The organism is Tunturiibacter empetritectus, from assembly GCF_013410875.1.
GTDB lineage: Bacteria > Acidobacteriota > Terriglobia > Terriglobales > Acidobacteriaceae > Edaphobacter > Edaphobacter empetritectus.
Map to the genome: position 1 here is coordinate 1,221,219 of NZ_JACCCU010000001.1, position 21,120 is coordinate 1,242,338.

Here is a 21,120-nt window from a genome sequence, read left to right on the forward strand (position 1 = left end):
AAACTAATACGCCACGCGAATTCTCCTGATTGGCGCGGGTTTTAGGGGCATTGGGGGTTGACAGGATTTGGCTTGAAGTACAGGTAGTGGTTCAGTTGGGAGTGTAATGACTGAGGTTGCCGAAAATGGCTTTCGGGGAGGCTCGGAATCAACTTCCGAAAAGCCGGTTCACCGGCCACTTGGCAAGAGGCAGATAGCTCTGATTAGGTCAATGAGTGCTATGGCCTGTTGTCGCCAGTTGACACTCCGAGGTCAGCTTCTCTTACTTCATATCCTGCTCGTCAATCCTCCATCTCTTACGTGCACCATTCAACAGATCGGTCTCGAATAGAAGTAGCCGCGAAGAGTCAATTTTTCGCGCCACACGCAGAGTTCGCGCATACGCCTCAATCAAGGGCAGTAATTCATTGACAACCATCTAGTCGTGCCATAGAAGCCGTGCGAGGTAAGGCCGTCAATCCATAGGTGCACAATCTTGCACGCGCCGGGATATTTTCTTTCCCGTTGACACGAACTCGGGACGGGGCCACCATAGGTTGCCGTCCAGCAAGTACAAGCACGTGGATCATTATCCTGGGAGGGGTTATGCGCTTGCGTCTTTTTCTTGTCGCTGTATGTTTGTTTGCGATAAACACTGTCGCTCAAGCAGACGTTCTTTATACCTTTACGATCTCAGGTGCCCCCGGAACTCTTCTATCTGAGTTTAACGGGACTGCGACATTTGTCGAACCATCCATCCTGACTACGACGACCGAGATTTCGGGGGCTTCTTTGACTACCACGGAGGTTTTCGCCGGCGCGCGAATTATTGATCTCATCCTCGATCCTGTAAGTGAAACTGGATGCGGGGCTCTTGGAACGTCAGATCCTTTCGGGTGCGTGCAAGTTGGCTTTGCCGATGGTCTCGGGATAGCAGAAGAGTATGGCACTCTTCTTACCTCTCTCGGCACATATAATGGCGAAGATGTCACCCCCAATGGCACAGTAGATGGCTCCACCACTCTTTCGATCACTCAAGTTACACCTGAGCCATCTTCTATAAGCCTGTTTGGAACGGGGTTGTTGGGGTTGGTTGGTGTTGCGCGACGCCGATCTTCTCAGAAAAAAACAGCCGGTTTGGGGCCTGATGACGAAGGTTGTTTATTACCCTCAGCAGAAAGCTCGCGTTATCGATATTGCATACGGCATCATCGAGCATAGCGGAGAACACTACGGCCAGCTCGTTGTGTACTACCGCCTCGCAGGGCTTGTGCCGCCGGAGTCGCGGCCCAAGAAGTAAAGCTCAAGTGCGATCCTTCGATCTTCCACAGGGTGTCAATGAGTGAATTATCGCCAAGTCACTCACCTACAAATACGCGGAATTTTACTTGTCTGAATAGTCGGCTTATCGGACAAGTGGCGTTCCGTAGTTCCTTGAAAAACGGGGTTGTAGGTAACTCTGGTTACCCCGGACTTTCAAACTGACCCACTACTGGAGGACAGAACCGTTTTGGGGGTTAGAAGCGGCCTAGGCCGAAGTAGTCCTTGAGGAGAAGGATGTACCAGAGGACCGGGGCGGCGAGTAGGAGGGCGTCGATGCGGTCTAGGATGCCGCCGTGGCCGGGGAGCATGGTGCCGGAGTCCTTGACGCCTGCTCCGCGCTTGATGGCGGACTCGAGGAGGTCGCCTAGCTGGGCGGCGATGTTGAGGATCGCGGCTAGCAGGAGCGATTGCCAGATCGGCTCGGTGACGTGGAGCAGGGTGTTGCCGTGGGCGGTGAGGGTGTCGGCGATGGCGATGACGATGCCTCCGGCGATCATGCTGCCGGCGATGGAGGCGATGGAGCCGGCCCAGGTCTTGCCAGGGCTGAGACGGGGGGCGAGCTTGCGTTTGCCGAAGGCTCGGCCGATGTAGAGGGCTGCGATGTCGCCGGCCCAGACGCAGACCATCAGAAAGAGCACGAGGGCGGGGCCGTCTTCCTGCTTCCAGAGCAGAGGCACGAGGGTGAGCGGGTAGGCGATGTAGATGAGGCCGAAGAGGCCCTGGGCGGTGTCTGGCAGGACTTGGATGAGGGGGGCGCGGAAGCCGTTCCAGGCGAAGAGAACCAGGGTGAGTGCGCTGAGTACGGGGAGCTGGGCTTCCACTGGAAAGTTAGGCAGGGTGACGACGAAGGCGAGGGCGGTTCCGAGGATCATCCACCAGGTGGGGATGCGGAGCTTGGCGCCGTGGGCTTCGGCCCCTACTGCGGCCAGCTTGAGGTACTCGTAGGCTGCGAGTTCTGCGACGATGGCGCTGAAGAGGGTGATCATCCACAGCTGTCCGAAGAAGATGAGGGCGAAGACAGCGAGGATGAGAACTAAGGCAGTGAGAATGCGTTTCATGAAGTCCTGAACAGGATATATCGGGCAATACGTTGAACTGGGAAAGATTATTTTATTTTATATCTTGACTTATAAAGATATATCTTAGTACTATTCACGCATGAGAAAACTACATGAACACTTACACGAACATTACAGAGGTTGCCACGGCGGAGAAGAAGGCCGTGGTGAGAGACACAGGGACGATCAACGAGGCGGTTTTGGTGACTTTGGCGGAGGCCGGCATGGTTTTCGCGGAGGACGCGGAGGCCCGATGCGATTCTTCGGGGCCGGCGACCTTCGCTACGTGATCCTGCAGCAGATTGCGGAGAAGCCGAGTCATGGCTACGAGATCATCAAGTCGATCCAGGAGAGGCTGGGAGGGATGTATGCGCCGAGTCCGGGCGTGGTGTATCCGATGCTGACGATGCTGGAGGAGATGGGACATGCGACCGTGGTCTCCGAGGGCGCGAGGAAGCTTTATACGATCACGGAGGAAGGGGCCAAGTCGCTGGCTGAAAACAAGGCGATGGTAGATGCGATCTTCGCGAGGATGGACCATGCACGCAGTGAGCAGGGGAGTGGTCGATCTCCTCAGATCGAACGCGCGGTGGAGAACTTCCGGATGGCGCTGCGGATGAAGAAGGGTCCGTTGACGACCGAACAGACTCACGCGATCACAGACATCATTGACGCTGCTGCCAAGCAGATTGAGAGGGCTTGAATGAACTCCTACCGTTACAAGATCACGGTTGAGGCGCTGACTGGAGCGAAGGGAGAGCCGGTGGAAGGACGGACTCTCTCGTTCGAGGCTGCGAATCATGACGATATTCTGGGGATTGTGGAGCGAATGCAGACGCGGTTGCCATTCGATAACGATACGGTCGCGTCGCTGGGAGTTGGGCTGAAGTTGTTCTCTGAGGTGGCATTGATGCAACGCAGCGACCCGATGTTTGCGGAGATTCGTCCGGCGCTGGGGGAGTTTGTGCGAGGGTTGAAGCAGCGGCCTGACGCCGTTTCTGATGGGCCCGGTCGGTTGCTTTAGGCTTAGGGGATGCGGAGCGTGTGTCCTGCCGGACGGGCCCGCTACGCGCGACGCGGGCGTTCACACGCCTTTTTACTGCTTCGCGTGGTCCTCCCGTTGGTCGGTGGAGATGCGCCAAGACTATTGTTAGCTTTTTAGCGGCGGGTGAGGACGGCGTCGGGCTTTGCTTCTGATTTGCTCTCGGCTTTGGCGTCCGATTTGGGGATGAGGTGGTCCTTGATCTCGGCGGCTACCTCTTCGGCGGGCTCGAGGTTGTTGAGGTCTTCATCGGTGAAGCTTTCGCCGAGGCCGCCGAAGCGGCGCTCGCGATGCTGGTAGGCGTTGATGGCCTCGAGCAGGTGGAGGCCGTTGAAGTCGGGCCAGAGGCGGTCGGTGACGAATATCTCGGAGTAAGCGATCTGCCAGAGGAGGAAGTTGGAGATGCGCTGCTCGCCGGAGGTGCGGATGACGAGGTCGGGGTCGGGCATGTGCGCGGTGTAGAGGGCGCGTGCGATGGTGGGCTCGTCGAGGGACTCGAGGGCGCCGGCGCCGAGGAGGTCATCTACGGAGCAGCCTCGGGTGTGGGCTTCGGTGGTGAGGTCGGTGAGGATGGTGCGGACGGCGTCGACGATCTCGGACCGGGCGCCGTAGTTGAGGGCCAGGGTGAGGGTGGTGCCGGTGTTCTTTGCGGTGGACTCGGAGGCCCACTGCATGGTGTCCTGAACCTCCTGCGGCAGGTCGTGCGTGCGACCGATGTAGGCCATACGGACGTTGTTATCGTTCATGCGCTTGACGTTGCCGACGAGGTAGCTTTTGAGCAGCTTCATGAGGAAGCTGACTTCGGATTTCGGACGGCGAAGATTGTTTTCGAGCGAGAAGGCGTAGAGGGTGAGCCAGGGCAGGTTGATGCGCGAGGCAGTCTCTACGACAAACTGAACGGACTCGGCGCCCTTCTGGTGGCCGAGGAAGCGCTTGAGGGCGCGTTTTCCGGCCCAACGGCCGTTGCCATCCATGATGATGGCGACGTGTTGCGGAATTTTGGCTGGATCCAGCTGCCGGTAGACGCTCTGCTCTTCGGCAGAGAGCTCATGGCTGCGATTGGGGACGCGGCTGGAGTTCGGTAGGGGTGTTGATGCGCGCAAAGCGACCTCGCAGATATTGACGCTAGCACACCGCTGGGGGGCGCGCAATGAACGCCCTATACATCTTTCGTGCGTGAGAGGCGAGGAGTTGAGGGGAGAAGGAGAGGAAGGCGTCACGGTGAGTGCTGACGCCTCCCTGGAGGTCGTGGGGCAGTGGTGCGGGCCGGTGTTGCAGGGACGCTATTTAGGCCGTACGACGGCGTCCTGCGGCCAGCTCACGAACATGATTCAGGAAGATGGACCGCTGTAGTTCGTCGAGCTGCGAGGTGTACATGGCGATCTCTGCGAGGAAGGGATCGGTCATGAGGACTGCGGTCTCGTCGCGATGGCGAGTGTTCGAGTCGCGCAGCAGGGCGGAGATGTCGACCTGGAGGGCGCGCGCGAGGCGATCGAGGGAGGACAGAGTCGGCATGGCCTTGCCATTCTCGATCTTAGAGATGTAGGTGCGAGGGACTCCCATGCGAGCTGCGAGCTGACGCTGCGAGAGATTGCGCACATGGCGCAGGTCTCGCACGGCGTGGGCAACTTGCAGGCCGCCTTCCTGGGTTGATGGTGGGGGAACCAGCACCAGTGGTGCGGGAGCTGGTTCGGGCTCTTCGACCTCGAGGCATTTGTGGCAGCGGCGGCACAGCGCATTGGCTGTCCGAAACTGCACCAAACTGCAGTGGTCGCAACGTAGTACCTCACGTTGTTCGACAGGTGCCATCATGGTTGCCATAAGTTGTGTGTTGCGAAGGGACCCAGAGCAAGGACCCAGCACATGTCCGATAACGGAACATATGATGTGCCTAGATTGACACCCGTATCGAGTGTGAGTCAAGAAGAAAGCCGCAGATTTACACAGAAAGACCTAAAAAAACCGAATAGGAACCAAGTTGGTAACTTGCTTACCATGCGGGAAGGCGATAGCTCGCGATCGCGTTAGATTGTTGAAGAGGAGTTTTGCATGAGCGATGGTTTTGGGCGAGAGCAGGCGCTGGTGTTGCTGGAGGAGTGGACCATGGGCGAGAGCCTGCGGAAGCATGGGCTGGCGGTATCGGTTTGCACGGAGGCCTATGGCGTGAGGGAGGCTTCGCGGTTGGAGCTTGTGGGTGAGGCGGCTGCGGAGTTTGTCGGACGATATGCGAGCGCGGGGCTGCTGCACGATATGGACTATGAGCGGCATCCAACGCTCGAGGAGCATCCGTTTTTTGGAGTGGCGCATTTGCGTGAGTTGGGATGGCCGGAGGAGGTGCTGCATGCGATTCTGGCGCACGCGGATTATTCGGGAACGCCGCGAGAGTCGCATCTCGATAAGGCGCTGTTTGCTTGTGATGAGCTGGCGGGATTTTTGACGGCGTGTGCGCTGGTGAAACCTTCGAAGTCGATTCACGAGGTAGAGGTGGCAGGGGTGAAGAAGAAGATGAAGGATAAAGCGTTCGCGCGGGCGGTGAAGCGGGAGGACATAACCGATGGCGCGGAACTGCTGGGGTTGAGCGTGGAGGAGCATGTGGGAAATTGTCTGCGAGCGATGCAGGCGCGGGCGGGGGAGTTGGGGCTGGAGGGCCATGCCAGCCAGGGTTAGCTTTGTGTCATGCCGTCTTCGACCTGCTTGTCTAGCGGCAGCTATGGAGGACGACGAGCCAAAGAAGCGATAGGAAGATAGAACCGATAATGCCGATGATGAGGATGGGCGGCCGGGTTGTTTGGAATGCGGTCCCGGAGCCTTGGCCGCGGCTGTTTTGCTCGGGGTGGAGCGGGTTGTAGGTGATAGGGATGTGCTCGTTCTGGGGGATGGCGGTAGGGGATTGGAACTCGTCGGAGTAGAGGCGGCCGTGTGCATAGTAGTCGAAGGCTATGCGGAACTTTTCGCCGGTCTGGAAGCCGAAGGCGAGAGTGCTTAGGCCGGGAGACTGGTAGCGGCAGGCAGTGACGGTGGCTTCGGTGGCGATCCAGGGTTGGTCGGTCACAGGTTGGTCAGTCACAGATTGTTAGATGTGATGCGTGGAATGCTCGCGACGGCGAAGGCTTTGTTGGTTTCATCTACGCTTCCGGGCAGGTTGACTGCGCGGGTGGCGTCTTCGAGGACTATGGTTTCGAAGCCGAGGGCGTGGCCGTCGAGGGCGGAGTAGCGGACGCAGAAGTCGTAGGCGAGGCCGCAGAGGAAGAGGCGGGTGAGGTTGCGTTCTCTTAAGTACCCTGCAAGACCCGTGGGAGTTTTGTGGTCGTTTTCGAGGAAGGCGGAGTAGCTGTCGATATGGCGGCGGAAGCCTTTGCGGAGGATGAGTTCGGCGTGGGGGATGTGGAGGCTGGGGTGGAAGGCTGCGCCTTCGGTGTGTTGGAGGACGTGTTCGGGCCAAAGGGCCTGCGGGCCGTAGGGGGCTTCGATCACTTCAAAGGGTTGTCTATTTGAATGGGTGGTGGCGAAGGATATGTGTTGTGGTGGGTGCCAGTCTTGGGTGAGGATCACGTGGTCGAAGTTTTTTGCGAGGGCGTTGATGATTGGGACTACGGCGTCGCCGTCTTTGATGGGCAATGCGCCGCCGGGCATGAAGTCGTTCTGAACGTCGATGACGAGAAGGGCGTCGGTGGGTTGGAGTTGCATCGTGACTTGATGGTAGTGCAACGAGGGATGAGTACGGCCGTCCTGCGGACGATGCCACATCTCAAAATCGAGATATGGGGCACCCGGGCGTCATCGAAGATGAAGATGAGTCTGACATTGCTGCCAGCGCTCATGCTTACGGTTTGAGGTTTGTGGTGTCCTGGATGGTGCCGATTTTTATGTCGGAGCTTCTGCAGTTTTTGTCGAGGCAGAAGCCGGTGATCCAGACTTCGCCGTCGCCTAGCATGACGCCCTGGGAGTTGACGAAGAGAGCATCGTATTTTTGCTTCAGGATGACCGAGGAGATATGGTGGGTGATGATGCGGTCGTAGTCCTTGACGAAGGCCTTGGGGGATTTGATGGTGATGGGACGCTTTCCGGGGTTGACCTTGATGGGATAGTGAACGAGTGCGGCGACGGCGGCTGGGTCGTGCTGGGCGACGGCTTGCTGGAGGTTGAAAAGAAGCTGCTGAACTTTGGCGTGGCTACCGACCGAGAGGTCGATGGATTTGTCGAGTTCCGTGGTGGGAGTTTGAGCGATGCCGCGGGCTGGCAGGAGAAGTGCGCCGGAGATCAGGATTAGTTGTACGAGTTTGGTTCGGAGGTTCATTCTGTGTCTCCGTGGTAGAGGTCTGAACTATCTCTGGATTCAGTTCGAAGATAGGGTACACGGGTTCGGAGGAGACGGTGAACGTATTGTGCGGCTAAGATGCTAGGCTGGCGCGCTTTTGTGAATGGCCGGTTATCGGAGGATGGAAGTTGGAGAGTTCGTTGGGTTCGAAGCTGGATGTGAAGGCGGCGCGGTTCGGTGCGAATTGTGCAGCGTTGCAGGTGTTGATGGCGGCTTTGCGGGTCTCGGAGGACGAGATTCGGCTGGGTGGTGGGGCGAAGGCAGCGGAGGCGCAGAAGGCCAAGGGGCGGCTGACGGTGCGGGAGCGGCTGGCGTTGCTGCTGGATGAGGGCAACGAGTTTCTGGAGCTTGGGCTGTGGGCGGCGCATGGGATGTATGGCGAGTATGGCGGTGCGCCGGCGGCTGGGGTGGTGACTGGGCTGGGACGGGTGAGTGGACGGCTGTGCATGATCGTGGCGAATGACGCGACGGTGAAGGCAGGGGCGTTTTTTCCGATGACAGCGAAGAAGGTGCTGCGGGCGCAGACGATTGCGCTGGAGAACCGGATTCCTACGCTGTATCTGGTGGATTCGGCGGGGGTGTTTCTCCCGCTGCAGGAGGATGTGTTTCCAGATACGGATGATTTTGGCAGGGTGTTTCGCAATAACGCGGTGATGAGTTCGCTGGGGGTGCCGCAGATTACGGCGATTATGGGGATGTGCGTGGCGGGTGGGGCTTATCTGCCGGTGATGACGGATACGGTGTTGATGACGGAGGGGTCGGGGTTGTTTCTGGCGGGGCCGTCGCTGGTGCAGGCGGCGATTGGGCAGAAGACGGACGCCGAGGAGCTGGGTGGGGCGGCGATGCATGCGGAGATCTCGGGCACCGTGGACTTCAAGGAGCCGAATGATCATCTGTGCCTGGCACGGTTACGTTCTCTGGTAGGGAAGATTGGTTCGCCGGCGAAGGCTCCGTTTAGTGTTGTGGGGTACGACGCAGCGAAGGATGCTCCAAAGTATGCGGCGGAGGATTTGTATGGGTTGATCGATCCCGATCCGGCGAAGGCTGCGAGCAATGTGTACGACATGCGCGAGGTGATTGCGCGGATTGTGGATCGCTCGGAGTTTGATGAGTATAAGGCGGATTTTGGGCGGACGGTGTTGTGTGGATATGCGCGGATTGGCGGGCGGGCCGTGGGGATTGTGGCGAATCAGAAGGTGCACCAGTCGCAGACGGTGGCTGTGGGACCGCAGGCTGGGGAGAAGAGGACGGAGTTTGGCGGGGTGATCTATACGGAGAGTGCGCAGAAGGCGGCGCGGTTCATTATGGATTGCAACCAGAGTCTGGTGCCGCTGATCTTTCTGCATGATGTGAATGGGTTCATGGTGGGGAAGGATGCGGAGTGGAGCGGGATTATTCGTGCTGGCGCGAAGATGGTTTCGGCAGTGAGTACTTCGGTTGTGCCCAAAATAACCGTGATTGTAGGCGGGAGCTTTGGGGCGGGGCACTATGCGATGTGCGGGAAGGCTTATGATCCGCGGTTTTTGTTTGCGTGGCCTACGGCTCGGTATGCGGTGATGAGCGGAGCTTCGGCGGCGAATACGTTGGCTGAGGTACGGGCGAAGCAGATGGAGCGTGGGGGAAAAGTGCTGTCGGATGCGGAGAAGAAGGCGCTGCATGACGAGATCAAGTCGTCGTATGATGCGCAGGCTGATCCGAGGTATGGGGCCGCGAGGCTTTGGATTGATTCGATTATTGACCCTGTGAAGACGCGGGAGGTGCTGATGACGGCGCTGGAAGCGGCTAGTTTGAATCCTGAGGTGGCGCGGTTTAATCCGGGGGTTTTGCAGACGTGATTTCGCGAGGTAAAGGATGACTCTCAAAGAACTAGAAGACACTTTGCCCAACGGCTTTCATGACGCACAAATAGGCAGTATCGCAGTAGATTTCCTCACTTCTAGCGCGACACTGAGGTTGAAGATACTAACGAGTCTTCCGGACACGGAAGAAGAAACAGGTGTTTTGTATAGAGAGATCGCTATACAGCTGGAAGGGCTTCGAGGAATCCATCTGACCAGTTTTGGAAGCATGAAAAATTACCCAAATCTAAATTGCTGGATGAAGGTTCAGGGATTCAAACCAACTGAAGATTCACTGAGCGTACCGAACATGAGAGGTTTAGACAGCGATACTTTCTATGGGTTCTTTGTTCATGATTGGAATGACTCCATCTATCTCTCAGCAGAGACTGCGACACTCATCGAATCGTGGTTGTTGCGGATGTAGGGGTGCTTATGGAAATCGTTCGAAAGAATGGAATCGACAGTAAAGTTTGTTCGCGCTGCCGAGTATGGAAGCAGCTTAACAATTTTTCAAGGGATCAAATCCATGGAATTGCTCAAGGTCATCGGCATTTTCGGTGTAAGTAGTGTCACAGTGATGTTCGAAAGTTGAGAGCTAATGGTAAAGATTATTGAGTGTCCGCGGGATGCCTGGCAGGGGCTGCCGAAGAATATGCCGGCGGAGGTGAAGGCGGACTACCTGCGGGTGTTGGTTGCGGCGGGGTTCAAGCACATCGATGCGGTGAGCTTTGTTTCTCGGTCGGCGGTGCCGCAGATGGCGGACTCTGAGCTGGTGCTGGAGTATCTGGACCCTCCGGATGATGTGGAGATTATTAGCATCGTGGTGAATGCGAAGGGTGCGGAGCGGGCGGTGAAGACGGGGAGCGTGCAGACGCTGGGGTTTCCTTATTCGGTGTCGCCGACGTTTTTGCAGAGGAATCAGGGGCAGACGCCGGAGGAGGCGCTGGAGGAGCTAGAGAAGATTGGCACGCTAGCGTACAAGGCGGGGATGGATGTGGTGGCGTATATCTCGATGGCGTTTGGGAATCCTTATGGCGAGGCGTGGGATATCGACGAGGTGGTGGCGGCTTGCGATCTGTTGGCGGATAACGGCGTGACGCAGATCTCGCTGGCGGATACGGTGGGGCTGGCGACACCGAAGCAGGTGAGCGATCTGGTGGCGGATGTGATGGCGGTGCATGAGGGGATTGAGATTGGGGTGCATCTGCATGCGAGGCCGGAGGAGGCTGCGGAGAAGATTCGGGCGGCGTATGAGGCTGGGTGCAGGCGGTTCGATGCGGCGATTGGCGGGCTGGGCGGGTGTCCGTTTGCCCAGGATGCGCTGGTGGGGAATGTCGCGACGGAGGTGTTGCTGGCGGAGTTGAAGGGGCTGGGTGCTGAGTTGGAGCCGCTGCGGCCGTTGGATGGGTTGCTGGCGGCGAGCGCGGAGATCTTGCGGAAGTATGGGGAGAGAGTGCAGTAGGGCAGCGAGTCAGCGAGTTAGCAAGTCAGCGTCAGCAGCCTGATCGAGTAGAGTTAGGAGGTTTTGTGAGTTATGTAACTATTTTGGTTGCTGATGTGGACGGGGTTCGGATGATTACTTTGAATCGTCCGGAGCGGCGCAATGCGATGACGCCCGAGATGCAGCAGGAGCTGATTCAGGCGATGGAAGAGGCTGCCTCTAGCGACTGCAGCGTGGTAGTCTTCGCTGGCGCAGGAGATGCGTTTTGTGCGGGATTAGATTTGAGCGCGCTGCAGGGGATGAATGATAAGTCCGCTGCGGAACATACCGCGGATGCGGAGCGGATTGCACGGCTGTTTCGGACTTTGTATGAGCTGCCGAAGCCTACGATTGCGGCGGTGAATGGAGCGGCGATTGCGGGTGGGACCGGCTTGGCCACGATGTGCGACTTCACGCTGGCGGTGCCGGGGGCGAAGTTCGGATATACGGAGGTGAAGATTGGATTTGTGCCGGCGGTGGTGTCGGCTTTTCTGGTGTTGCAGATTGGGGAGAAGCCGGCTCGGGACCTGCTGCTGACGGGGCGGATCTTTACCAGCGAAGAGGCGTCGCGGCTGGGGCTGGTGAATGAGGTTGTCGACGCGGAGAAGCTGACGGCGCGCACGCTGGAGCTGGTGGGGATGTTGCGGGCAAATAGTCCGGAGGCGATGGCGGCAACCAAGCGGCTGCTGAGGGCGCAGAATAAGCCGTGGCTCGATGCGGCGATTGCGGAGGCGTTGGCGGCGAATGCGGAGGCCAGAGGGACGCATGATTTTCGCGAGGGTGTGGCGGCGTTTCTGGAGAAGAGGAAGCCGGTTTGGGGCAGGGACTGATAGTGTGGGGATCCCAGCCGCTGCCCGCTGGAGGTTCGTCGATCTGAATTGTCGTTCAGATTAGGTAGACTGTCTGGATGACTGAAGTAGTTGCAGAGAAGCGTGTGGGGGAGGCCCGCATACGGGTTCGGTATGCCGAGACCGATCAGATGGGCGTGGTGTATCACTCGAACTACCTGATCTGGTTTGAGGTGGGGCGGGTGGAACTGATCCGCAGCATGGGGCTGGACTATAAGCGGATGGAAGTGGAAGAGGGCTGCGGGATTGCGGTGGTGGACGTGCATGTGCGATATCGCTCGCCGGCCCGGTATGACGATGAGTTGGTGGTGGAGACGAGGTTGGTGGCGGCTCGTGGAGCGGTGATCAAGTTCGGGTATAGGGTGCTGCGGATTGGAGATGGCACGCTGCTGTGCGAGGGCGAAACGGTGCATGTGGTGGTGGGCAAGGAGATGAAGAAGAGAGGTCTGCCGCCAAAGTATGCGGAACGTTTTGCGGCTTATCTTAAGGCTCATGCATCCGATGGAGTAGATGGTTTGCAGTCAGATCGGTGATGAGGTGAGGTTAGATGAGTACTGACAAGAAGGTTGCGCTGATTACGGGTGGGAATAAGGGAATTGGCCTCGAGACGGCTCGGCAGCTTGGCAAGCTTGGGATTACGGTGCTGATTGGCGTTCGCGATGAAGCTAAGGGTGAAGCTGCGGTTACAGAGCTGAAGAAGGATGGCGTCGAAGCGCGGGCGGTGAAGCTTGATATGGATAATTCGGCGGACTATGCGGCTGTGGCGAAGTTGATCGAGAAGGACTATGGACGGCTGGATATTCTGGTCAACAATGCCGGTATTTTTCTCGACGGTCGGAAGGGAAATGAGACCACCAAGACCTCGAAGGAGATTCTGCAGAAGACTTTTAATACAAACTTCTTTGCAGTGGTGGGGCTGACGCAGGCGTTGCTTCCTCTGTTGAAGAAGAGTCTGGGTGGGCGGATCGTAAATCTTTCGAGCATCCTGGGTTCAAATACGCTGCATGCAACGCCAGGATCGTTTATCTACGATGCGAAGACGTTTGCTTATGACGCTTCGAAGGCGGCGCTGAACTCGTTTACGATTCACCTTGCGCATGAGTTGAAAGATACGAAGATCAAGGTGAACTCGGCGCATCCGGGGTGGGTGAAGACGGAGATGGGCGGCGAGGGCGCACAGCTCGACATCGAGACCGGTGCCAAGACCTCGGTCGAGCTGGCGACGCTGCAGGACAGCGGGCCGAATGGTGAGTTCCTTCACCTTGGCAAGGCATTGCCCTGGTAGGTGCTTTGTCCTGCCGGACGGGCCCACTGCGCGTGGGGCGGCCACTTCGTGGCGTGTATACCTTGTTTGGGCAGGTTATCGGCGCGGAACCTCCCGTTGGTCGGCACTGACTCTAGTTTGCGACCAAGTTTTTCAGAGTGCAAAAGTTCGAGGTTTTACGTTTTCGCGGATGAAGGTGATGGTGGTTTCAAGCGGCGTTCCCGGTCCGAAGATGGCCGAGACGCCGTTTTCTTTTAATTTCGGCTGGTCCTCGTCGGGGATGGTGCCCCCCAGGACTAGGAGGATGTCTTCGGCCTTCTGCTCGCGGAGGAGAGCCGTGATGCGGGGCACGATGACGTTGTGGGCACCGGAGAGGATGGAGAGTCCGATGCAGTCGACGTCCTCCTGGATGGCGGCGGAGACGATCATCTCGGGGGTCTGGCGGAGGCCGGTGTAGATGACTTCCATGCCGGCGTCGCGGAGCGCGCGGGCGATGATTTTGGCGCCGCGGTCGTGGCCGTCGAGGCCGGGTTTTGCGACGAGAACGCGGATTGGAAGCTTGTTAGGCATTAAAGAGCGAGTATATCTGTGTGTTGCGAAGATTGGACAATGCGGCGCATGACTGAGATAAGTTGTCTGGTTGAACTAGAAGTTGTCTTCGTCGCCGATGGGCATGCCGGGTGGGGCTTCGATGGGTTTAGCGGGGATGAACTTGGCGGGGTCGCGGTTGAAGTCGTTGATGCGGTCGATGAGGGCGGCGCGGTGGATGGCTTCGGCGGTGTCGGGGAGCTGGGCCGCGGTGGTCCACTGCTTGAGAAGATCGTTGATGTGAGAGCGGGCTATGGCGCGAGCTTGCGTGGAGGCTTGCGGGTTGACGGCGAGAGAGAGCATGGCTTCGAGGGCGCGGAATTCTACGGCTCGTTCTACTTCCGAAGACATGGTGTGTCCGCCTTCTGGACGCTCGGCGGTGGTCTTGGAGATGGCTTCGAGGACGCCGCGGAGGGAGGGGGCGTCGGCGAGGCGCATGTGGTACTGGACGAGGCGCGAGGCGCGGGCTGGGTCGAGTAGGACGTTGAGGGTGAGGTCGGCGGCGGACTCGGCGGTGGCGATGGGGTCGAAGGTGAGGCCGGTCTCGGAGGGGAAGGATTCGCGTGTGCGGGGGAGGCCGGGTGGGCGTGGTGGGAGGATTTTTAGTAGGGTCTCGGGCAGGGTGAGGGTCTCGGGGGAGAGAGTTTTGAGGACGGCGGTGAGGGCTTTCTTCTGCTCGGCAGAGGAGACGATTCCGGGGTTGGGTTGGCCGTCGCCGCGGAGGTTGTAGCGGTAGTCGAGGCCGCCGATCTCTTTGATGGTCGCTTCGGTTTGGTAGCGGTGGAGAAGGTAGAGGGGGACGAGGGTGTCTTCGAGCTGCGCCATGGGGGTGCCTGTGGTGATGGCGTTCTCGTTGAAGCGGGCTAGGGCGGCGGTGCGGATGGTTAAGATGCGGTCGAGTTCGTCGGCGGGATCAATGCCGTTGTCCCAGAGGTGAGCATGGGGGTGCGCTCCGCCGAGGGGGCGCGCGTCTTCATCAGTGATGTAGAGGAGGCCGGTCTTTTCGCTGGCTTCGAGGATGTTGTTTAGAGCGGCGGGGTCTTCGGTCGGATGTTTATTGGTATCGAATTCGCGGTAGCCGTAGTCGATGGCGACCTTGTCCCAGATGCCGATGTTGACGCCGTAGCTTTCGGTGAGGCTGGGGATGCCTTCTTTGTTGAGGGTGATGTAGGGATGGGGGTAGTCCATGACGGAGACGGACTCTTCGGGGGTGTGAGGGAAGGAGCTTGCGGCGAAGTTGTGCGCGAGGCCGAGGGTGTGGCCGGTCTCGTGCGCGGCTAGCTGGCGGGTGCGGGCTAGTGCCATTGCCAGCATGGGATCGGTTGATGGTGGGAGTGGCTTGCCGTTGACGTAGGGGCTGAGGAGGGCTTCGGCGATGAGGTAGTCCTGACGGCTACGGAGGGAGCCGAGGGTGACATTGCCTTTGATGATTTCGCCCGTGCGTGGGTCGGCGACGGCGGAGCCGTAGCTCCAGCCACGGGTGTAGCGGTGGACCCACTGGATGATGTTGTAGCGGATGTCCATGGGGTCGGCGTCGGCGGGGAGGATGTCGACGCGGAAAGTGCCTTTAGCCCAGCCTGCGGATTGAAAGGCCTGATCCCACCAGCGCGCGCCTTCGAGGAGAGCGGTGCGGATGGGCTCAGGGGCGCCGCGGTCAACGTAGTACTGGAGGGGGGTGACGGCTTCGCAGCTTTGTTTGCAGGATGGATCTTTTTTGATGAGGCGGTGGCGGATGATGAACTGCTGGTCTAAATTCGCGCCTAACGGCGCCGCGTAATCTCTGTAGGTGGTGGGGAAGTAGCCGGCGCGGGGGTCGAAGCGGCGAGGGGTGAAGCCGGGGCCGGGGAGTTCGATGAAGGACTGGTGTTCGCGGAGGGTTATGGCGTGGGGGTCGGGCGTGACGTTGGTGACGAACTCTGCTTTGGTGGGGTCGTCGGTGGTGAAGGTGAGGATGGATTCTACTTCGGTGTTTTTGGGGAAGGCTTTGGTGGCGTCGAGGGCGATGGTAGAGCGGTCGGCGTCAAGTTTGTAGGTGCCTTGCTTGGTGGTGGTGAGGGTTTCGGCTACGCGGTGGGCGTCGCGGAGGTAGAAGTCTGTCGCGTCGATGAGGACGGCGCCGCTGGGGTCTTCGGCCTCGACTTTGAAGCCGTAGAGGATGGACTCGGGGAAGGATTGGCGGACGGCTAGTTGCTCGAGTGGGTCGGTGGAGCTGGAGCGGAAGGATTGGTTGGGTTCGACGAGGAGGACTTTGGGGCCAGTGCGCTCGAAGTGGAGGATCTCGCCGGAGGAGATCTGGCCGCGGTCGAGGCCGAGGTCGTTGGAGCCGGTGCCGTAGGGGAGGGAGTGGGTGTAGAGGAGGTCGGGGCTGCGGCCGGAGGGATCGAGGTGGGGAATCTCGAGGTAGAGCTTGCCGGCTTTGGCGTCCCAGTCGAGCGGGAGGTAGCCGTCGAGGTGCTTCATGCCGGAGGTCTTGGCGGCGATGGTCTGCGCGGAGATTGTAACCGGAATAGCTGCATAAAAAAATGCGGAGATGGCGAGGAGGGCCAGGGTCATGCGTTTGGGCATGGTTTTGTTTTACACCAGAGCGCGCGGGGCTAACGAGAGCGAGCGGTCTGCCAGGCCTTGGCGTACTGCCAGCTGGTGTAGGTGGAGTGGTAGAGGTGGAGCAGGAGACCTTCGCGGCCGTCGAGGAAGCCGAGGCGGAGGAGATAGTTTCGGAAGAAGGTTAGGGTGGGGAGGATGAGGACGTTGTGGAGGAGTGCGAGGCGTGAGTAGCTGGTGTGGCCCTTTTCGATGACGGTCTGCGCGCCGAGGGTGCTGTAGCGGTTGAGGCTTTCGATGTAGCTCTCGAGGGTGGGGTAGGCGTGGTGGACGATGTCGTGTTTGAGGGTCTCGGTGATGCCGTCGAGGGCGATGGTCTCGTGGACGGGGCGATCGGTAAAGCGGGCGGGGGGCGCGAAGTTGGCGGAGTGGCGGCGGAAGAGGCGGAGGTGGGGATCGGGATAGAAGCCGCCGTGACGGATCCAGCGGCCGAGGAAGAGATTGCGTCGGCGGAGGAGGTAGGCGTCGGCGGTGGGAGAGGCGGCGAGGAGAGCGCTGATCTCGGCTTGCAGCTCGGGGGTGAGGGCTTCGTCGGCGTCGAGGGAGAGGATCCAGGTGCCGGTGCAGCGCTCGATGGCGAAGTTCTTCTGTGCGGCGAAGCCCTGCCAGGGCTCGAGGAAGAGCTTGGCCTTGAATTCGGCGGCGATCTCGAGGGTGCGGTCGGTGGAGCCGGAGTCGACGACAATGATCTCGTCGGCGAATTGAACGCTGGCGAGGGTGCGGGCCAGATTGGCCTCTTCGTTGAGCGTGATGATCGCTACGGACAGCTTCGGCGTCATGATGGCTATCCCATCCTCCCAAGTACGGGAGCGAAGATCTCTGGTTGTGCTTTATGCTCAGTGGCCGGGATGGCCGCTTGAAGGGTTTAGTTTATTACGATTTTTGCGAGTTGGAGATTCATTTTTTCTACTTCTCAGGGGAGGGTGATGGTGGCGTCTTTGAGATGCTCGCGGAGGAGGCGCTGGGTGAGGGTCTTGAGGTTTTCTCCGGTTTTGGTGAGGGTGAAGGCGGCGGTGGCTTCGGCCCAGTCTAGTTTAAAGCTGGTGGATTGCGCGGAGATCCAGACCTGGCGGATGGGCGTGTTGGGCGTGATGACGAACTTGCTGGAGCCGTTTTCGAAGATGATGTTCATGACGCCGTTGTTGTCTTCGAACTCGAAGCCGGCGCCGTCGTCTTCTGCGGCGATGAGGGACTGCTTGAGGGACTCGAGGGCTTTGTCGGATTCGCGGCGGAAGGTGGCTTCGTCGATCATGAGGTTAGTTTACCCGGTGTACTTTTCTTTTAGCCGGTGTACTCTTCCCGGGCTGTTTCGGCGATGGCCTGGGCCGGGACGGTGCGGTGGGCGAGGAGATGGCCCGCGGCTACTGCGGCGACGCACAGGATAACGGAGAGAAAGATGTTGGCGAGGGCTCGGCCCCATGCACCGGATCGCATCAGGTCGAAGGTCTGCAGGCTGAAGGAGGAGAAGGTGGTGAAGCCTCCGCAGATGCCGACCATGACGAAGAGGCGGAGGTTTTCGGAGGCGGGATAGCGGCCGCTTTGCAAGGTGAGGGTACCGAAGTAGCCGATGACGAATGACCCGAGCACATTGATGAGAATGGTGCCGAAGGGAAATCCGATGCTGTAGGTGAGTGTGAGACGCGTGATGGCGTAACGCAACAGGCCACCCAGTGCACTGCCGATTGTGACCCAGAGATAGGACATCGTCTGCCTCGTTGTTCCTCAGATTGCGAAGATCGAATTGGCAGAGGTCATCAGCCGGGTGCTAACGGCGGTTTTGAGAGACCTCATTCCCATTGCTTCTATCGTAGCAGTGTTTATCAGTCTTATGATTTGCTTGCAGAGAGGCTTCTGAATTTAAGGGTCTTCCCGCAGTCTTTTTTTAGATACCTATTGCTATGCCATAGGGGAAGTGCGAATATGTATGGGTTGGCAATAGGAGCGGTCCATTGAGAGTCAGCGAGATCACGATGCTTGCGGGGCAGCGCACTTTGGTTCTGGTCTCAGTTCGGTTCTCTGCTGTGGAGGAGGGTTAATGCGAAGATTGCGCGCGTTCTGGATGCGGGTTCTTGGGGCTTTGCGGGGCAGAGGCACGGAACTGGCCGACGAGCTGGAGAGTCATCTTCAGATGCACATCGAGGATAATGTCCGGTCGGGCATGTCCGCAGATGAGGCTCGACGGCAGGCTTTGATTCGGCTTGGGGGATTGGAGCAGACGAGGCAGGCCTATCGTGAGAGGCAGGGGCTGCCTGGCGTCGAGACGCTGTGGCAGGATGTTTGGTTTGGCCTGCGTGTGCTGGGGAAGAGTCGTGGATTTACGGTCGTGGCGGTGCTGACGCTGGCGCTGGGAATTGGAGCGAACACAGCGCTGTTTTCAGTGATCAATGCCGTGCTGCTGAATCCGCTTCCTTATCCTCACTCCGAGGAGCTGCTTACGGTCCATGCGGCTAAGCAGAACTTTAACGAAGGCTCCATCTCCTACCTGAACTTTCGCGATTGGCAGCGCGATAACAAGACCTTAAATGCACTGGCTATCTCGCGGGGCACTGGATACATCCTGACGGGTACGGGCGCTTCGGAGGAGGTGCGGGGAGAGCTTGTCTCTTCGGACTTCTTTTCTCTCCTGGGAGTGAAGCCGGTGGCTGGGCGGCTGTTTGCTCCGCATGAAGACGAGATTGGCAAGAGTCCTGTAGCTATGATCAGCGCGGGGTTCTGGAAAAGGAAGCTTGGAGGGCGGCCTGATGCGATCGGGAAGGCGCTCACGCTGGATGGACGTGACTATATTGTTGTCGGGGTAATGCCTGCGAGCTTCAACCTTGCGATCAATAACTTTCGTGCCAGTGATATTTATGTGCCGATCGGTCAGTTTCAAAATCCTGCGTTGAGTGACCGGGCTGCGGGGCTTGGCATACACGGTATTGCGAGGCTGAAGCCGGGAGTGACGCTGGAGCAGGCACAGGCGGACATGGAGAGAGTTTCGCGAGGCGTTGAGGCGGCTTTCCCGGCAGAGGATCAGGGGATTCGTGCCAGGCTGGTGTCGTTCAAGGAGTCGCTGGTACGCGAAGTACGCCCGCTGCTGGTGGTCTTGATGGGGGCTGTCGTGTTTGTGCTGCTGATTGCCTGCGTCAACGTTGCGAACCTGCTGCTGGCGAGATCAAATGTCCGCGCGCAGGAGTTTGCGGTCCGGTCGGCTCTGGGAGCAAGCCGGGGGCGGTTGCTGCGGCAGTTGCTGACGGAGAGTCTAATTCTTTCCGCGCTGGGTGGAGGTTTGGGCCTTGTGCTGGCTGCTGTGGGAACACATGTACTGGTAAAGATGGTGCCGCAGGGACTGCCGCGTGCCGCGGAGATTCATCTGAACTGGCTGGTGCTGTGCTTTACGGCATTGATCTCGCTGGCTTCGGGGACGCTGTTTGGTTTTGCGCCTGCTATGAGGATGTTCAAACAGAATGTACAGGGCGCGCTGAAGTCCGGGGGACGCGGGACTGGCGTTGCAAGCCACCGCATGCAGGATTCGTTGGTCATCCTTCAGATGGCTTCGGCTTTGGTGTTGTTGATCGGTGCGGGGTTGATGATTCGCAGCATGATGAAGCTGTCGAACGTGGATCCGGGCTTCCGGTCGAAGGGCGTGATGACATTTGGTCTTGAGGCTGCGCCGGAGATGAAGGGCGCTAACCCCGATGCGGTGCGAGCCTATCTGCGCGAGGCGCGGCGGAGGATCGCTCCTACGCCTGATGTTGAAGCGGTATCGTTTTCGTGGGCCGCGCTGCCGATGATGTCGGACGATGAGCAGAACTTCTGGCTGGAAGGGGAGCCGAAGCCGGCCAGCCAAAATGCGATGCGAACGGCGATACGATACCTCGTGGGGGCCGACTATCTGCGGGTGATGAGGATTCCTTTGCTGCGGGGCCGATTTCTGATGGACACCGATGATGAGAAGTCGCAGCGGGTGATTGTGATTGATGACGTGTTTGCGCAGAAGTTTTTCGGGGATGCCGATCCGATCGGCAAGCGCATTGCTCTGGATCAATTTAATGATCCGGCGCTGGTGGTGGGAGTTGTGGGGCATGTGAATCAATGGGGGCTTGATAGCGACCTGGCAAGTTCGCTTCGTGCCGAGACGTATCAATCCATGCTGCAGTTGTCGGAGGTCCAGTTGAGTATGGTTGTCCACGGAATGGACACGGTGGTCCGTTCGAAGTCCGGTGGTACTCCGAGCTTCAAGAGCATCGAGAGATCGGTAACTCAGATGAATCAGGAGCAGGTGGTTTATAACCCGGAGACGATGGAAGACGTTATCTCCGACACGCTTGCTACGCGGCGGTTCGCGATGATTCTGCTGGCGGTGTTTGCAGGTACAGCGCTGGTGCTGGCGAGCATTGGGATGTACGGCGTGATCTCTTATCTTGTGGGACAACGTTCGCGCGAGATCGGAATACGCATGGCGCTGGGAGCGGATCGCAGGGATGTGCTTCGATGGGTGCTGGGGCGCGGCAGCAGGCTTGCGCTGATTGGCGCAGGGTGTGGATTGATCGTTGCGCTGGCGCTGACTCGGACGATCGCAGGTTCCTCATTGCTGTATGGGGTGCGGCCTTATGACCCGTGGACCTTCCTCGTCGTAGTTGTGGTGATGATGGGAGTGGCTCTGGCGGCCTGTTATATTCCGGCGCGCAGAGCGACACGCATTGACCCGATGACGGCGCTGCGTACCGATTAAGCCAAGGCAGCGTAAAAGGGAAGACAGTTTCAGAAAGAGCGGACAAAAAATTGGCCGCCCAATG

Annotated in this window: 23 protein-coding genes and 1 riboswitch; of the genes, 12 read left to right on the top strand and 11 right to left on the bottom strand. The window is 58.8% G+C overall.

The annotated features are described in order from the left end of the window. Positions 1–585: 585 nt before the first annotated feature. Entirely contained in the window at positions 586–1,200 is a 615-nt protein-coding gene (locus HDF08_RS05080; RefSeq protein WP_179637475.1) for a PEP-CTERM sorting domain-containing protein, read from the top strand. Positions 1,201–1,496: 296 nt separating this feature from the next. On the opposite strand, the gene HDF08_RS05085 is transcribed toward HDF08_RS05080, so the two are convergent. Beyond that, positions 1,497–2,360, bottom strand: coding sequence for a phosphatidate cytidylyltransferase (locus tag HDF08_RS05085; RefSeq protein ID WP_179637476.1), 864 nt, complete (start codon positions 2,358–2,360; stop codon positions 1,497–1,499). 113 nt (positions 2,361–2,473) lie between these two features. On the opposite strand from HDF08_RS05085, the gene HDF08_RS21415 reads away from it, so the two are divergent. Genes HDF08_RS21415 through HDF08_RS05095 form a run of 3 tightly spaced genes read left to right on the top strand, consistent with a single transcriptional unit; the run spans position 2,474 to position 3,384 of the window. Beyond that, positions 2,474–2,650 (top strand): hypothetical protein, encoded by a 177-nt coding sequence (locus HDF08_RS21415; RefSeq protein ID WP_218884496.1) that lies wholly within the window; start codon positions 2,474–2,476, stop codon positions 2,648–2,650. Next, on the top strand, positions 2,614–3,063 hold the full coding sequence (locus tag HDF08_RS05090; RefSeq protein ID WP_218884497.1) for a PadR family transcriptional regulator: 450 nt from the start codon (positions 2,614–2,616) through the stop codon (positions 3,061–3,063). The genes HDF08_RS21415 and HDF08_RS05090 overlap by 37 nt, the downstream gene beginning before the upstream one ends. Beyond that, a complete protein-coding gene (locus HDF08_RS05095) occupies positions 3,064–3,384 on the top strand; it encodes a DUF3861 domain-containing protein (RefSeq protein WP_179637478.1) in 321 nt (106 codons plus the stop codon). A gap of 134 nt (positions 3,385–3,518) precedes the next feature. On the opposite strand, the gene uppS is transcribed toward HDF08_RS05095, so the two are convergent. Together uppS and HDF08_RS05105 are read right to left on the bottom strand one after the other, a co-directional pair. Then, positions 3,519–4,505 (bottom strand): undecaprenyl pyrophosphate synthase, encoded by a 987-nt coding sequence (uppS, locus tag HDF08_RS05100; protein WP_179637479.1) that lies wholly within the window; start codon positions 4,503–4,505, stop codon positions 3,519–3,521. Positions 4,506–4,689: 184 nt separating this feature from the next. Beyond that, the gene (locus HDF08_RS05105) at positions 4,690–5,223 is read right to left on the bottom strand and encodes a helix-turn-helix domain-containing protein (RefSeq protein WP_179637480.1); all 534 of its coding nucleotides are present in this window, start codon (positions 5,221–5,223) and stop codon (positions 4,690–4,692) included. A 228-nt stretch (positions 5,224–5,451) separates the two neighbouring features. Between HDF08_RS05105 and HDF08_RS05110 the strand changes: the two genes are divergently transcribed. Beyond that, entirely contained in the window at positions 5,452–6,069 is a 618-nt protein-coding gene (locus tag HDF08_RS05110; protein WP_179637481.1) for an HD domain-containing protein, read from the top strand. Positions 6,070–6,100: 31 nt separating this feature from the next. Here the strand turns inward: HDF08_RS05110 and HDF08_RS05115 are convergent, their stop codons facing one another. The 3 genes from HDF08_RS05115 to HDF08_RS05125 all read right to left on the bottom strand — a co-directional run bounded on the left by HDF08_RS05115 (position 6,101) and on the right by HDF08_RS05125 (position 7,699). Then, complete coding sequence (locus tag HDF08_RS05115) at positions 6,101–6,469, bottom strand: DUF3592 domain-containing protein (protein WP_179637482.1); 369 nt, start codon at positions 6,467–6,469, stop codon at positions 6,101–6,103. After that, entirely contained in the window at positions 6,466–7,089 is a 624-nt protein-coding gene (pncA, locus tag HDF08_RS05120) for a bifunctional nicotinamidase/pyrazinamidase (RefSeq protein ID WP_179638796.1), read from the bottom strand. Before pncA ends, HDF08_RS05115 begins: the two co-directional genes overlap by 4 nt. 136 nt (positions 7,090–7,225) lie before the next feature. Further along, a complete protein-coding gene (locus HDF08_RS05125) occupies positions 7,226–7,699 on the bottom strand; it encodes a hypothetical protein (RefSeq protein ID WP_179637483.1) in 474 nt (157 codons plus the stop codon). A gap of 161 nt (positions 7,700–7,860) precedes the next feature. Between HDF08_RS05125 and HDF08_RS05130 the strand changes: the two genes are divergently transcribed. The 6 genes from HDF08_RS05130 to HDF08_RS05155 all read left to right on the top strand — a co-directional run bounded on the left by HDF08_RS05130 (position 7,861) and on the right by HDF08_RS05155 (position 13,174). Then, a complete protein-coding gene (locus tag HDF08_RS05130; RefSeq protein WP_257030875.1) occupies positions 7,861–9,555 on the top strand; it encodes an acyl-CoA carboxylase subunit beta in 1,695 nt (564 codons plus the stop codon). A gap of 16 nt (positions 9,556–9,571) precedes the next feature. After that, on the top strand, positions 9,572–9,985 hold the full coding sequence (locus HDF08_RS05135; RefSeq protein ID WP_179637484.1) for a hypothetical protein: 414 nt from the start codon (positions 9,572–9,574) through the stop codon (positions 9,983–9,985). A gap of 174 nt (positions 9,986–10,159) precedes the next feature. Beyond that, positions 10,160–11,023, top strand: a complete 864-nt coding sequence (locus HDF08_RS05140) for a hydroxymethylglutaryl-CoA lyase (protein WP_179637485.1) — start codon at positions 10,160–10,162, stop codon at positions 11,021–11,023. 65 nt (positions 11,024–11,088) lie between these two features. Then, positions 11,089–11,871, top strand: coding sequence for an enoyl-CoA hydratase/isomerase family protein (locus tag HDF08_RS05145; protein ID WP_373563124.1), 783 nt, complete (start codon positions 11,089–11,091; stop codon positions 11,869–11,871). 77 nt (positions 11,872–11,948) lie between these two features. Then, positions 11,949–12,422, top strand: a complete 474-nt coding sequence (locus tag HDF08_RS05150) for an acyl-CoA thioesterase (RefSeq protein WP_179637486.1) — start codon at positions 11,949–11,951, stop codon at positions 12,420–12,422. 14 nt (positions 12,423–12,436) lie between these two features. Next, entirely contained in the window at positions 12,437–13,174 is a 738-nt protein-coding gene (locus HDF08_RS05155) for an SDR family oxidoreductase (RefSeq protein WP_179637487.1), read from the top strand. A gap of 132 nt (positions 13,175–13,306) precedes the next feature. Here the strand turns inward: HDF08_RS05155 and HDF08_RS05160 are convergent, their stop codons facing one another. The 5 genes from HDF08_RS05160 to crcB all read right to left on the bottom strand — a co-directional run bounded on the left by HDF08_RS05160 (position 13,307) and on the right by crcB (position 18,046). Continuing rightward, positions 13,307–13,723 carry a cobalamin B12-binding domain-containing protein gene (locus HDF08_RS05160; RefSeq protein WP_179637488.1) on the bottom strand — a complete coding sequence of 139 codons (417 nt, stop codon included), beginning with the start codon at positions 13,721–13,723 and terminating at the stop codon, positions 13,307–13,309. A 75-nt stretch (positions 13,724–13,798) separates the two neighbouring features. Further along, positions 13,799–16,306, bottom strand: a complete 2,508-nt coding sequence (locus HDF08_RS05165) for a zinc-dependent metalloprotease (protein ID WP_179637489.1) — start codon at positions 16,304–16,306, stop codon at positions 13,799–13,801. Positions 16,307–16,335: 29 nt separating this feature from the next. Continuing rightward, on the bottom strand, positions 16,336–17,121 hold the full coding sequence (locus HDF08_RS05170) for a glycosyltransferase family 2 protein (RefSeq protein ID WP_179637490.1): 786 nt from the start codon (positions 17,119–17,121) through the stop codon (positions 16,336–16,338). A 134-nt stretch (positions 17,122–17,255) separates the two neighbouring features. Further along, positions 17,256–17,594, bottom strand: a complete 339-nt coding sequence (gene cyaY, locus HDF08_RS05175; protein ID WP_179637491.1) for an iron donor protein CyaY — start codon at positions 17,592–17,594, stop codon at positions 17,256–17,258. A gap of 29 nt (positions 17,595–17,623) precedes the next feature. After that, positions 17,624–18,046 (bottom strand): fluoride efflux transporter CrcB, encoded by a 423-nt coding sequence (gene crcB, locus HDF08_RS05180; protein ID WP_179637492.1) that lies wholly within the window; start codon positions 18,044–18,046, stop codon positions 17,624–17,626. Between the two features lie 34 nt (positions 18,047–18,080). Next, positions 18,081–18,146: riboswitch (Fluoride riboswitch) on the bottom strand. 231 nt (positions 18,147–18,377) lie between these two features. On the opposite strand from crcB, the gene HDF08_RS05185 reads away from it, so the two are divergent. After that, positions 18,378–21,056 carry an ABC transporter permease gene (locus tag HDF08_RS05185; protein WP_179637493.1) on the top strand — a complete coding sequence of 893 codons (2,679 nt, stop codon included), beginning with the start codon at positions 18,378–18,380 and terminating at the stop codon, positions 21,054–21,056. Positions 21,057–21,120: the final 64 nt, after the last annotated feature.